The following is a 12,182-nucleotide window of genomic DNA, read 5'->3' on the forward strand; positions in this document are numbered from 1 at the left end:
ATCTTCAACGGCACCCTCACCACAGCAGCCATCGTCATATGGCTCCGCGACACCGTCCAAGAGCCATCAGAAACGGCCTAGGGGCGCCCCGGACAACCCCCGGACAACGTTTCGTACCTCGTGCGTCGAGGGCACCGGCCCAGGTACGGTGGCACGAGCGACCGCGCGAACCCAGGAGTGTGAGCACCAATGCTGATGCAGAGCTTCGGGACAGTGCTCTGGTTGATCAACATCGCGGTGCTGGCCCTGGCCGTGTTCGCCTTCATCGACGCCGCACTGCGCCGCGACGACGCCTACCGCGCCACGGACAAGCAGAACAAGGGCTTCTGGATGATCATCCTGGGCCTGACGGTCGTGGTGAACCTTCTGGTGCCCATGGTGATGCTCCAGATCATCGGGCTCATCGCGACGATCGTCTACATCGTGGACGTACGCCCCGCGATCAAGCAGGTCACGGGCGGCGGACGCGGCGGCCCGCGCAGGGGCGGCAGCAGCAGCGACGGCCCGTACGGGCCCTTCAACGGCCGCTGAGCCCTCCGGGCCCTCCAGCCCGGGCGCCCGGGCCGAGTCAGCGCGCCCCGTTCAGCCCTGTTCGCCCTCGTTCAGCCCCGTTCAGCCCCGCGCGAGCAGCATCACCGCGACGTCGTCCGTCAGCTCCTCGCCGTTGAGCCGTCGCACGTCCTCCATCGTCGCGTCCAGCAGGCTCTCGCCCCTGGCGCCCTGCGCCATCCGCCGCGCGACGATGTCGGTGATCCCCTCCTGGCCGAGGCGTCTGCGCCCCTCGCCGACGCGCCCCTCGATCAGCCCGTCCGTATACATCAGCAGGCTCCAGGCGCGGCCCAGCGCCACCTGCCTGCGCGGCCAGCGCGCGTTGGGGACGAGGCCGAGCGCGAGGCCGCCGTCGTCGTACGGGAGCAGCCGCGGCGTCCCGCCACCGCCACCGCCGCCACCGCCCGCGCCCCCGGCCACGAAGAGCGGCGAGGGGTGCCCTGCCAGGCAGACACCGGCGCTGCGGCCGTCGGGCGAGATGTCCACGGTGCACAGCGTCGCGAAGATCTCCTCGCTGGCCCGCTCGTGCTCCAGCACCTTCTGGAGCGTCCCCAGCAGCTCGTCGCCGCACAGCCCGGCGAAGGTCAGGGCCCGCCACGCGATGCGCAGCTCGACGCCCAGGGCCGCCTCGTCGGGGCCGTGGCCGCAGACGTCGCCGATCATGGCGTGGACGGTGCCGTCGGCGGTGCGGACGGTGTCGTAGAAGTCGCCGCCGAGCAGCGCCCGCGAGCGGCCGGGCCGGTAGCGGGCCGCGAAGCGCAGCTCGCTCCCCTCCAGCAGCGGCGTGGGCAGCAGCCCGCGCTCCAGGCGGGCGTTCTCCTGGGCCCGCAGCCGGGACTCCGTGAGCTGGCGCTGCGCGAGGTCGGCGCGCTTGCGCTCGACGGCGTAGCGGATGGCGCGGCTGAGGGTGCGGCCGTTCAGCTCGTCACGGAAGAGGTAGTCCTGCGCGCCGAGCCGTACGGCCTCGGCGGTACGTTCCGCGTCCGCGCCGTCGGTCAGCGCCAGGACGGGGTGGCGGGGGGCCAGGCGCAGTACGCGCCGCAGCATGTCCAGCTCGTGGGGGCCAGGCGCGGCCTCACCGCCGTCGCCGGGGCCGCCCGCGCCGCCCGTCCCACTCGCGCCGTCCACCTCGGGCCCCGGCGCCCCGGAGATCTCCCGCGACTCGCGCGCGTCCTGCCCCGCGGGCAGCAGCGCGAGGTCGAGCAGGATGCAGTGCACGTCGTCGGTGAGCAGCCGCTCCGCCTCGGTGAGGTTGCGCGCCGTGCGTACGCGGATGCGCTCCCTGGGCGCGCCGGGAAGCCCGGCGCTCGCGGAGTCCAGGATCTCGGGCACGCTGATGGCGCCCGTCGGATCGTCCTCGATCACGAGCAGGGTGAGGGCGCCGCCGGCGCTCCGCACGGTCTCCGGCTGCCTCGCCGTCCCCGGCTCGCCGGTCTCCGCTCCCGCGGCCCCCGCCTCCGTCTCCGCGGTCTCCGCCTCCGGCACCCGCGTCTCCCCCTCGCCGGTGCCCGGGTGCGGCGGTGCGGCAGGCGGCGAGGCCGCGTACTCCCGTTGCACACGTACGGGCATGTGAGTTCCTCTTCCCTCCCCCCGAGGGTGCGGTAGCGGGCCAGTCGGCACGCCACCTGGCCCGGTCAGGTAGCGGGCCAGTCGGCACGCCACCTGGCCCGGTCCGCCGAGCGATGGTCGGTCGCTCCTCGTGCCGGGCTGTCCGAGGGGACCTTAGCGCCCCCGTACGTATGTACGGAATGGCCGGAGAGAATCCTCCGCCGTCATATGCCCTCGCGACGCGGGGAGTTCGCCCCCGGCGCAGCGCGCGCATGACCAACGTCACTCGCCGGGCGCCCCGCGCGGGGCGCCCGGCGAGTGGCCCGGCTCACTTCAGCCGGGCCTCCGGGCCCGCTCGCCCCGGCCCGCTCACCCGGCTCACTTGTCCGGCTCACTTGTCCGGCCGTACGACTCCCAGGATCGGCATCGAGCCCGCGCCCTCGATGGTGATCTGCCGCCCCGTCCTGGGGGCGTGCACCATCGCGCCGTCGCCGACGTACATGGCGACGTGACTCGCGTCGTTCTTGTAGATGATGAGGTCACCCGGACGCATCTTCTCCAGCGGCACCCTGGGGAGCTGCTTCCACTGCTCCTGCGACGTGCGCGGGATCTGCTCGCCCGCCGCCTGCCAGGCGCGCATCGTCAGCCCCGAGCAGTCGAAGGTGGCGGGGCCCTCGGCGCCCCACTCGTAGTCCTTGCCGATCTGGTTCGTCGCGTACGCGAGGGCGCGCTTGCCCGCCTTGGACGCCTTGCCCTCGATCTCGTCCAGCACGCCCGACTCGAGCCACTTGGACTGCCGCGCGTAGGCCGCCTCGGCCTCCAGCTCGCGCAGCTTCTCGCGCTCGTCCTTCGCGAGCCGCGACTCCACCTTCTCGGCCTTCTTGAGCTGCTTCTCGACGCTCTTCTTGGCGGCGGCCTTCCGCTTCCGGTTCGCCTCCAGCTTCTCCCACTGGTCCGTGGCGTCCTCGGCGTAGCCGTCCAGCTTCTCCTTCGTGCCGGTCAGCGTGCCGATGAAGCCCTTGGCCGCCTGCTGGCCCTTGCGGACGAGGGAGACGTCGCGCAGAAACTTCTCCGGGTCCTTCCGCAGCAGCACGTGGGCCTCGTCCGGCATGCCGCCGCTGCGGTACTGGGCACGGGCCATGGCGCCCGCGGTGTTCTTCAGCTTGTCGAGCTTCGTCTGCGTGGCGTCGATCTTCCTCGCCAGCTCGACGATCTCCTTCTGCTGCTTCTCGACCTTCTCCTCGGCGCCGTTGTACGCCTCGGCGGCCGACTCGGCCTTGTCGTGGAGCCGCTCGATCTCCTTGCGGACGTCCTCCAGACTCCGGCCCGCGCCCGCGCCCGCACCCGCGCCCGCACCCGCGCTCCCGCCACCGCTCCCCCCGCTGCTCTCCCCCGGGTCCGCGTACGCCGTGGCCGCCGCGGGCCCGGCCAGCACTCCCAGCGCGCAGGCCACGGCGACGGCCGTTCCGCGCCTCCCCGGCAAGCCTCCAGGCCGTGTCACACGGCCACCCCCTCATGCCTCGGTATGCCTCGGTGGTCCACTCAGCCCGACTGGAGCGGATAGTGCCACGAGCCGCCCAAAAGCAACAGAGCCCCCCACAAGTCCCTCCGCTCCCAGCCTCGGGCCCAGCCCGAGCCCGGCCCGAGCCCGGCCGCGCGTCCCGCTGTCCCAGGCCCGCACGTCGCGCTACTAGGCCGACCGGCGAGGTTCACCTCGCGTTCACCCACTTCCGTCGGCCGCTTCACCTCATCTGCCTAATTTCAGCCGTACCGAGAGCGCGCGCCTCCCCACGACGGGCATCGCGCGGACATAGCTGGGACAGGCTCGATTCTCGCGAGGCTCGGAAGAGAACGACCGAGAGCGACCGAGAGCACACACCACATCTCATCGCACGCCGTTCCCCACCGGCGGGCCCAGGAAGGAACTGAACGAAAGTGAAGCTTCAGCGCACGAACCGGCTTCGCGCCCTCGCTGTCGGGGCTGTCGCGGTCTCCAGCGCCCTGGTACTCACCGCCTGCGGGTCGGACGACAACAGCGGCAACCCCGAGGGCTCGGGCTCCAAGGCCGCGGCCGACATCAAGTGCGACGGCAAGGGCAAGCTGCTCGCCTCGGGCTCCAGCGCGCAGAAGAACGCGGTGGACGCCTGGGTGAAGGACTACCAGGCGGCCTGCAAGGACACGCAGATCAACTACAAGGACATCGGCTCCGGCGGCGGCATCCAGGAGTGGCTCCAGGGCACCACCGCCTTCGCGGGCTCCGACTCGGCGCTCAAGCCCGAGGAGGTCGCGTCCTCGAAGAAGATCTGCAAGGGCGGCCAGGGCATCAACCTGCCCATGGTCGGCGGCCCCATCGCCATCTCGTACAACGTCTCGGGCGTGGACGACCTGACGCTGGACGCCTCCACGATCGCGAAGATCTTCGACTCGAAGATCAAGAAGTGGAACGACCCGGCCATCAAGAAGCTCAACCCGGGCGCGAACCTCCCGAACACCGACATCCAGGCGTTCCACCGCTCCGACGAGTCCGGTACCACCCAGAACCTGGGCAAGTACCTCGGTACCGCGGCCAAGGACGACTGGAAGTACGAGGACGAGAAGTCCTGGCCCGCCAAGGGCGGCCAGTCGGCCTCCGGCTCCTCCGGGCTGGCCCAGCAGGTCAAGCAGACCGAGGGTTCGATCAGCTACTTCGAGCTGTCCTACGCCACGGCCAACGACCTGAACAGCGTCAAGATCGACACCGGCGCCGCCAAGCCCGTCGAGGCCACCGCCGACAACGCGTCCAAGGCCATCGCCGACGCCAAGGTCGTCGGCAAGGACAAGGACCTCGCGATGGAGCTGAACTACAACACCAAGGCCGACAGCGCCTACCCGATCATCCTCGTCACCTACGAGATCGTCTGCGACAAGGGCAACAAGAAGGACACCCTCGACGCGACCAAGTCCTTCCTGACCTACACGGCCAGCGAGGGCGGCCAGAGCACCCTCACCGAGCTGGGCTACGCCCCGCTGCCCGACGAGATCGCCGAGAAGGTCCGCAAGGCCGTCCCGGAGCTCTCCTAGTACACCCGGGCGGGGCGGCGCAGGAATGCCGCCCCGCCCTCTTCCGGTGCACCGCCGCCAGGGGAAAGTCCCCACCCAGACCGGAGACACCATGGACATATCTCCCACCTCCGCAGCCCCGCCCCCGACGTCGCAGTCACCCGACCCCGCGCCGTCGCCCCCGCAGGCGCCGGTCAAGGGCAAGGCCGTCCGTCCAGGGGACAAGGTCTTCCTCGGCCTCTCCCGGGGCTCGGGCATCACCCTGCTCGTGATCATGGCCGCCATCGCGGCCTTCCTGACCTACCGCGCCTACCTCGCGATCTCCGAGGACTCGGTCAACTTCCTGACCGCCTTCGAGTGGAACCCGCAGGGCGACCCGCCCGCCTTCGGCATCGGCATCCTCGCCTTCGGCACCGTGGTCAGCTCCGTGATCGCGATGGTCATCGCCGTCCCCATCGCGGTCGGCATCGCGCTGTTCGTCTCGCACTACGCGCCGCGCAAGCTCGCGACGCCGCTCTCGTACGTGATCGACCTGCTGGCCGCCGTGCCCTCGATCATCTACGGCCTGTGGGGCGCCCTCTTCCTCGTCCCCTACCTGGACGGGCTCACCCGCTGGCTCGACCAGTTCTTCGGGTGGACGGTCGTCTTCGAGATGTCCAACCCCGGCAGCCCCGCACGTTCCATCTTCACCGTGGGCATCCTGCTCGCGATCATGATCCTGCCGATCATCACCAACGTGACCCGCGAGGTCTTCCTCCAGGCCCCGAAGATGATCGAGGAGGCCGCGCTGGCGCTGGGCGCCACCCGCTGGGAGGTCATCCGCATGTCGGTGCTGCCCTTCGGGCGCTCCGGCATCATCTCCGCCTCGATGCTCGGCCTCGGCCGCGCGCTCGGCGAGACCATGGCCGTCGCCACGGTCCTCTCCCCCGGATTCCTCTTCACCTGGCACCTGCTCGACCCGGGCAGCGGCACCTTCGCGCAGAACATCGCGGCGAAGTTCAACGAGGCGGACGAGTTCGGCCGCGACGCGCTGATCGCCTCCGGGCTCGTCCTCTTCGTCATCACTCTCCTCGTCAACGGCGCGGCCCGCCTGATCATCGCCCGCCGCAAGGAGTACTCGGGGGCCAACGCATGAGCAACGCACTGATGGACAAGCCGCAGGTCGACGACGTGCCGCCGCCGTCCACTCCCCTCGCGCACCGCAGGATGCCCAACTGGTCGCCCCTCGCCATCGCGGTCGTCTCGATCGCGCTCGGCATCGGCGTCGGCTCCGTCGCCGGCTGGGAGAGCCGCGTCCAGTGGGGCCTGATCGCCGCGCTGTTCTTCGTCGTCGGCACCTACGCGCTCACCACCGCGGTCGAGGGCAGCCGCCAGGCCAAGGACCGGGTCGCCACCAGCGTCGTCTGGGTCTGCTTCGTCCTCGCCGTCGTCCCGCTGGTCTCCCTCGGCTGGACGACCATCAGCCGCGGCTCGAAGCTCCTCGACGGCTACTTCCTCACCCACTCCATGGGCGGCATGACCAACCTGGAGGAGGGCGGCGGCCTCTACCACGCGCTGCTCGGCACCCTCGAACAGGTCGGCCTGGCGACGGTGATCGCCGCGCCGCTGGGTCTGCTGACCGCGATCTACCTCGTCGAGTACGGCCGCGGGCGCCTCGCCCAGGCCGTCACCTTCTTCGTCGACGTCATGACGGGCATCCCGTCGATCGTCGCCGGCCTCTTCGTCCTCGCCTTCTGGAACCTCGGCCTCGGCTTCGGGCCCTCCGGCTTCGCGGGCGCCATGGCGCTCGCCATCCTGATGATGCCGATCGTGGTCCGCTCCACGGAGGAGATGCTCAAGCTCGTGCCCAACGAGCTGCGCGAGGCGTCACTCGCCCTGGGCGTGCCCAAGTGGCGGACGATCCTCAAGGTCGTCCTGCCGACCGCCATCGGCGGCATCACCACCGGCGTGATGCTGGCCATCGCCCGTATCGCGGGCGAGACGGCCCCGGTCATGCTGCTGGTCTTCGGCAACCCGCTGATCAACCCGAACCCGTTCTCGGGTGCGCAGGAGTCCCTGCCGCTGTACGTCTGGAACCAGTACAAGCTCGGGAACACCGCCAGCATCGACCGCGCCTGGGCGGGCGCGCTCACCCTCATCGCCTTCGTGATGATCCTCAACCTGGTCGCCCGCGGCATCGCCCGCTGGAAGGCCCCCAAGACGTCGGGCCGCTGAGGCCCGGTCCGTACGCGAGGGGGCACCCCACAGGGCCGCCCCCCGGAACCCCGAAGAGAGTGACAAGTCCCATGGCCAAGCGCATCGACGTCAGCGGCCTCACCGCCTTCTACGGCTCGCACCGGGCCATCGACGACATCTCCATGACCGTCGAACCCCGCTCCGTCACGGCCTTCATCGGCCCCTCCGGCTGCGGCAAGTCCACCTTCCTGCGCACCCTGAACCGGATGCACGAGGTGACGCCCGGCGGCCGTGTCGAGGGCAAGGTGATGCTCGACAACGAGGACCTCTACGCCTCCGGCGTGGACCCGGTCGCGGTCCGCCGCACCATCGGCATGGTCTTCCAGCGGCCCAACCCCTTCCCGACGATGTCCATCTACGACAACGTCGCGGCGGGCCTGCGGCTGAACGGCAACTACAAGAAGAAGGAACTCGACGCGATCGTCGAGAAGTCCCTCAAGGGCGCCAACCTCTGGAACGAGGTCAAGGACCGCCTCAACAAGCCCGGCTCCGGACTCTCCGGCGGACAGCAGCAGCGCCTGTGCATCGCGCGGGCCATCGCCGTCGAGCCGCAGGTCCTGCTGATGGACGAGCCCTGCTCGGCCCTGGACCCGATCTCGACGCTCGCCATCGAGGACCTGATCGGCGAGCTGAAGGCCCAGTACACGATCGTGATCGTGACCCACAACATGCAGCAGGCGGCGCGCGTGTCCGACCGCACCGCCTTCTTCAACCTCGCGGCCGTCGGCCAGCCCGGCAAGCTGATCGAGATCGACGAGACCGAGCGGATCTTCTCCAACCCCACGGTCCAGGCCACCGAGGACTACATCTCGGGCCGCTTCGGCTGAGCGCCTGACCGCCTGAGCCGTCGCGCACGGCGCATGGACAGCCTCGCGGTGCTGCATGGCGGTGCCACCGCAAGGCGAAGGGTCCGCCCCTGTCACCCGGGGGCGGACCCATTCATGTGCGCGGGCGCGGGGCCCTGCCCGTCAGCCGAAGAAGAGCTTCACCAGGTAGTAGCTGACCGCCGCCATCAGCGCGGCGGCGGGCATCGTGATGAACCAGCCGAGGATGATGTTCTTCGCGACGCCCCAGCGCACCGCGCTGACCCGCTTCGTCGCCCCGACACCCATGATCGCCGAGGTGATCACATGCGTCGTGGAGATGGGCGCGTGGAACATGAAGGACGCCGTGTACATCACGGAGGCCGCCGTGGTCTCGGCGGCGAAGCCCTGCGGCGGGTCCAGCTCGATGATCCGGCGGCCCAGCGTCCGCATGATGCGCCAGCCGCCCGCGTACGTGCCGAGCGAGAGCATCGCCGCACAGGCGACCTTGACCCAGACGGGGATCTCGTTGTGGTCCTGGACGTTGGCGATGCTCAGCGCCATGACCACGACGCCCATCGTCTTCTGCGCGTCCTGGAGGCCGTGCCCGAGGGCCATGCCCGCGGCCGAGACGGTCTGCGCGATGCGGAAGCCGCGCTTGGCGCGGTGCGGGTTCGACTTGCGGAAGAGCCACATGATGGCGCACATGACGAAGTAGCCGATGACCAGCCCGACGATGGGCGAGAGGAACATCGGCAGCACGATCTTCTCGATCACGCCTGACCAGTAGACGGCGATGCCGCCGGCCAGCGCCGCGCCCACCATGCCGCCGAACAGCGCGTGCGAGGACGAGGACGGCAGCCCGAAGTACCAGGTGACCAGGTTCCAGACGATGGCGCCGACGAGCGCGGCGAACAGGATCGCCATGCCGCTCGACCCGTGCGGCGTCTCGATCAGGCCCTTGCTGACCGTCTTCGCGACACCGCTGCCCAGGAAGGCGCCCGCGAGGTTCATCACGGCGGCCATGGCCAGCGCGGCCCGGGGTGTCAGCGCCCGCGTCGAGACCGACGTCGCGATGGCGTTCGCCGAGTCGTGGAAGCCGTTGGTGTAGGTGAAGAAGAGCGCGACCCCGACGGTCACGATGAGCGCGAACGTGTCCACGAGGGGTCAGGACTCCTTGACCGCGATGGTCTCGACCGTGTTGGCCACATGCTCGAAGGCGTCCGCCGCCTCCTCCAGCACGTCCACGACCTGCTTGAGCTTCATGACCTCGATCGCGTCGTACTTCCCGTTGAAGAGATGCGCGAGCAGCTTGCGGTGGATCTGGTCGGCCTGGTTCTCCAGGCGGTTGACCTCGATCCAGTACTCGGTGAGGTTGTCCATCGTCCGCAGGTGCGGCATGGCCTCGGCCGTCAGCTCGGCCGCCCTGGCCAGGACCTCGATCTGCTGCTCGACGCCCTTGGGCAGTTCCTCGATCTCGTAGAGGACGACGAGATCGACCGCCTCCTCCATGAAGTCCATGATGTCGTCGAGCGAGGAGGCCAGTTTGTAGATGTCCTCGCGGTCGAACGGGGTGATGAAGGAGGAGTTCAGCTGGTGGAAGATCGCGTGTGTCGCGTCGTCCCCCGCGTGCTCCGCGGCTCGCATCCTCTCGGCGATCTCGGCCCGTGCGGAGGAATCCGCCCCGAGCAGTTCCATGAGGAGCTTGGAGCCGGTCACGATGTTGTCCGCGGAGGCCGCGAACATGTCGTAGAAGCTCGTCTCCCTGGGGGTCAGACGAAAGCGCACTGGGGGTCCTCGGGCTGCGTCGGTTTCGGTCTCGTTGATGCTAGGCGCATCATCCGGCCACGGCGAACCGGCGTTCCCCAGTGTCACCCATGGAGATGTGTGCTCGGCACCGCCCTCCGCCAAATCCGTTATCATATACCCACGAGGGGTATATGCCCACACCGCGGAAGGCCGCGGACCGCACCCCCTACGTCACGTCCAGCACGGGAGGACCCGCCATGATGACGGCCGAGACCAGCGCCGAGAGCGCCACCACCGTCGGGAAGGGCGAGACGTGCTCCGCCCACGCCGCGACGGGCGAGCACGGCTACACGAAGGACAAGGACGCCCACCTCAAACGGCTGCGCAGGATCGAAGGCCAGATCAGGGGCCTGCAACGCATGGTCGAGGAGGACGTCTACTGCATCGACATACTCACGCAGGTGTCCGCCTCCACGAAGGCGCTCCAGTCCTTCGCCCTCCGCCTGCTGGAGGAGCACCTGCGGCACTGCGTGGCGCACGCCGCGCTCGACGGCGGCGCCGAGATGGACGCCAAGGTCGAGGAGGCCACGGCCGCGATCGCCCGCCTGATGCGTACGTAGCGCCCCCAGGAAACGGGCGCCGGGTATCGCTCTGGCATATGACGCAGCTCACGCGGGGACTTACACCGGAACGCACACGGAAACGGGGCCCGGGGCGGTGCCCCGGGCCGGCTCAGCGCCGCTCGTACTGCCTCACCGGCTCGTCGAAGTCCCCCGTGACCGCCCTCAGCACCTCGTCGATCCGCGCCAGGCTCAGCCGCTCCTCGCCGGCCGCCTCGGCCGCGGAAGCCGCGATCATCAGTTCGCCGCACAGCTCGATCTCGGCGAGGGCCACGTGGTCCTGGACCACCGAGCCCTTCGACCCGCGAGCACTGCCAGGCACACGCACCACCTCCTCGTGTATCCCCAGAGTAGGGAGGGGCGCACCCTCCGCGCATGGCACTTCCGAACCATTTCGTTCCCCATCGCGGCGGCTAGCCCGTCGGCCCGGGCCCCAAACCCCGCCCGGGAGCCGGGAGGACAGGAGCACGGCGGTCGGACGGCGTGACCCGCGCACGCGTACGCACTCCCGCGCACCCGGCCACAGGCGACCGCCCACCGCACGACGTTACGGGGACGCGATCGTTCCCGCGTAGATGTCACGGGACTCGGGCATTCCGATTCGCACCGGTGTACCGAAATCGCGCAGTCTGACCGTCGAGGAGACGGCCACCCCCGAGGCTCCCTCCCCGCCCTCGTCATGCTCGTCATGCGCGTCATGCCGGTCGTGCTCGCCGTTGACGACGGTGAACTCGTGCCGCACCTTGCGCAGTCTGCCCCGCTCGTCGATGTCCGCCTCGAAGGGCACCGCCTTCGTGGAGAACCCTTTCGCCGCCGCCTCCAGTTGCCTGCGGGAGTGCGGCGATGCGGCCTTCGCGGCTGCCCGGAGGTCCAGCGTGCCCTCGTAGTGGCTGACGGTCTCGCCGTCCAGCGTCCGCTCGCCCTCGTAGGAGACCTGACGCGCCCCGCGCAGCAGCTCGGCCGCGCTGACGGGGTCCGTGGCGCCGCTGGTGACGAGGTTGCCGTCCGAGAGCGAGGCGGTCTCGACGCGCACCCACTTGTCGCTGGGGACCCCCGCGCCGCGGTTCTTCATGTAGACCGCGTCCGGCGTGATCAGTTCGGTGATGGGCCTGCGCTGCCCCACCGCGGCGCCCGAAGCACCCTCCGGCAGCAGGATCTTGAGCCGCCCGGCCCGCTTCGCGTAGTCGAAGGCGCCCGTGCCGTCGATGGTGACGCGGGTACCGCCGCTGGTCATCTCCATGGCGGTGACCGTGCTCGACGTGCCCGACCTGGCCAGCACGTCCGGGGCCTCGCGCACGGCGCGGAGCGGATCGCGGGGCACCTTCTCCTCGGCCGCCGCTGCGCCCCTTCCGGAGCAGCCCGTCGCCGTGACCAGCACCACGCCCACGGCTCCCGCCGTGCCCACCGCGACGGCCGAGACCCCCGCCCTGCGCCGTCCGCGCCGTCGCACCGCCATCTGTGCCGACCCCCATGCAGCCAAGCCGTCGCTGAAACTTGTTCTGCTAACGAGGGTCACTGCCGGGCCGTCACGGGCCGGTACGGTTGTCACGTGCGAGAGCTAGGCCGTTTCTGATGGCTCTTGGACGGTGTCGCGGAGCCATATGACGATGGCTGCTGTGGTGAGGGTGCCGTTGAAGAT

At 70.0% G+C, this 12,182-nt stretch carries 12 protein-coding genes; 6 read left to right on the forward strand and 6 right to left on the reverse strand.

The features are described 5' to 3' along the window. The first annotated feature begins 189 nt into the window (after window positions 1–189). Complete coding sequence (locus tag ACYVOO_RS15505) at window positions 190–531, forward strand: DUF2516 family protein (RefSeq protein WP_461016243.1); 342 nt, start codon at window positions 190–192, stop codon at window positions 529–531. Between the two features lie 81 nt (window positions 532–612). On the opposite strand, the gene ACYVOO_RS15510 is transcribed toward ACYVOO_RS15505, so the two are convergent. Both ACYVOO_RS15510 and ACYVOO_RS15515 read right to left on the reverse strand, forming a co-directional pair. Next, window positions 613–2,118 (reverse strand): PP2C family protein-serine/threonine phosphatase, encoded by a 1,506-nt coding sequence (locus tag ACYVOO_RS15510; protein WP_461016244.1) that lies wholly within the window; start codon window positions 2,116–2,118, stop codon window positions 613–615. Window positions 2,119–2,488: 370 nt separating this feature from the next. Further along, window positions 2,489–3,580, reverse strand: coding sequence for a C40 family peptidase (locus tag ACYVOO_RS15515; protein WP_461016245.1), 1,092 nt, complete (start codon window positions 3,578–3,580; stop codon window positions 2,489–2,491). Between the two features lie 452 nt (window positions 3,581–4,032). On the opposite strand from ACYVOO_RS15515, the gene pstS reads away from it, so the two are divergent. The 4 genes from pstS to pstB all read left to right on the forward strand — a co-directional run bounded on the left by pstS (window position 4,033) and on the right by pstB (window position 8,198). Then, entirely contained in the window at window positions 4,033–5,157 is a 1,125-nt protein-coding gene (gene pstS, locus ACYVOO_RS15520) for a phosphate ABC transporter substrate-binding protein PstS (RefSeq protein WP_461016246.1), read from the forward strand. A gap of 91 nt (window positions 5,158–5,248) precedes the next feature. Then, the gene (gene pstC, locus ACYVOO_RS15525) at window positions 5,249–6,271 is read left to right on the forward strand and encodes a phosphate ABC transporter permease subunit PstC (RefSeq protein WP_461016247.1); all 1,023 of its coding nucleotides are present in this window, start codon (window positions 5,249–5,251) and stop codon (window positions 6,269–6,271) included. Next, on the forward strand, window positions 6,268–7,350 hold the full coding sequence (gene pstA, locus ACYVOO_RS15530; RefSeq protein WP_461016248.1) for a phosphate ABC transporter permease PstA: 1,083 nt from the start codon (window positions 6,268–6,270) through the stop codon (window positions 7,348–7,350). Before pstC ends, pstA begins: the two co-directional genes overlap by 4 nt. Before the next feature lie 71 nt (window positions 7,351–7,421). Then, window positions 7,422–8,198, forward strand: coding sequence for a phosphate ABC transporter ATP-binding protein PstB (pstB, locus tag ACYVOO_RS15535; protein ID WP_453349000.1), 777 nt, complete (start codon window positions 7,422–7,424; stop codon window positions 8,196–8,198). 141 nt (window positions 8,199–8,339) lie between these two features. Here pstB and ACYVOO_RS15540 read toward each other — a convergent pair whose 3' ends face one another. Both ACYVOO_RS15540 and ACYVOO_RS15545 read right to left on the reverse strand, forming a co-directional pair. Further along, window positions 8,340–9,335 (reverse strand): inorganic phosphate transporter, encoded by a 996-nt coding sequence (locus ACYVOO_RS15540; RefSeq protein ID WP_453349001.1) that lies wholly within the window; start codon window positions 9,333–9,335, stop codon window positions 8,340–8,342. 6 nt (window positions 9,336–9,341) lie between these two features. Next, a complete protein-coding gene (locus ACYVOO_RS15545; protein ID WP_453349002.1) occupies window positions 9,342–9,962 on the reverse strand; it encodes a DUF47 domain-containing protein in 621 nt (206 codons plus the stop codon). Window positions 9,963–10,114: 152 nt separating this feature from the next. Here ACYVOO_RS15545 and ACYVOO_RS15550 point away from each other — a divergent pair, with 152 nt between their 5' ends. Next, entirely contained in the window at window positions 10,115–10,543 is a 429-nt protein-coding gene (locus tag ACYVOO_RS15550; RefSeq protein WP_461016249.1) for a metal-sensitive transcriptional regulator, read from the forward strand. A gap of 112 nt (window positions 10,544–10,655) precedes the next feature. Here the strand turns inward: ACYVOO_RS15550 and ACYVOO_RS15555 are convergent, their stop codons facing one another. Both ACYVOO_RS15555 and ACYVOO_RS15560 read right to left on the reverse strand, forming a co-directional pair. Next, window positions 10,656–10,865: a hypothetical protein gene (locus ACYVOO_RS15555; protein WP_453349004.1), complete on the reverse strand. Its 210-nt coding sequence runs from the start codon at window positions 10,863–10,865 to the stop codon at window positions 10,656–10,658. A 225-nt stretch (window positions 10,866–11,090) separates the two neighbouring features. After that, on the reverse strand, window positions 11,091–11,999 hold the full coding sequence (locus ACYVOO_RS15560) for a hypothetical protein (protein ID WP_461016250.1): 909 nt from the start codon (window positions 11,997–11,999) through the stop codon (window positions 11,091–11,093). Window positions 12,000–12,182: the final 183 nt, after the last annotated feature.

Source organism: Streptomyces daliensis, from assembly GCF_054782395.1.

What these genes read in the sequence shown, in the direction of transcription:
- pstC (WP_461016247.1), top strand. Translation starts at nt 5,249, where the DNA reads ATGGACATATCTCCCACCTCCGCAGCCCCGCCCCCGACGTCGCAGTCA.
- pstB (WP_453349000.1), top strand. Translation starts at nt 7,422, where the DNA reads ATGGCCAAGCGCATCGACGTCAGCGGCCTCACCGCCTTCTACGGCTCG.
- ACYVOO_RS15510 (WP_461016244.1), bottom strand. Translation starts at nt 2,118, where the DNA reads ATGCCCGTACGTGTGCAACGGGAGTACGCGGCCTCGCCGCCTGCCGCA.
- ACYVOO_RS15550 (WP_461016249.1), top strand. Translation starts at nt 10,115, where the DNA reads ATGCCCACACCGCGGAAGGCCGCGGACCGCACCCCCTACGTCACGTCC.
- ACYVOO_RS15560 (WP_461016250.1), bottom strand. Translation starts at nt 11,999, where the DNA reads ATGGCGGTGCGACGGCGCGGACGGCGCAGGGCGGGGGTCTCGGCCGTC.
- ACYVOO_RS15505 (WP_461016243.1), top strand. Translation starts at nt 190, where the DNA reads ATGCTGATGCAGAGCTTCGGGACAGTGCTCTGGTTGATCAACATCGCG.
- pstA (WP_461016248.1), top strand. Translation starts at nt 6,268, where the DNA reads ATGAGCAACGCACTGATGGACAAGCCGCAGGTCGACGACGTGCCGCCG.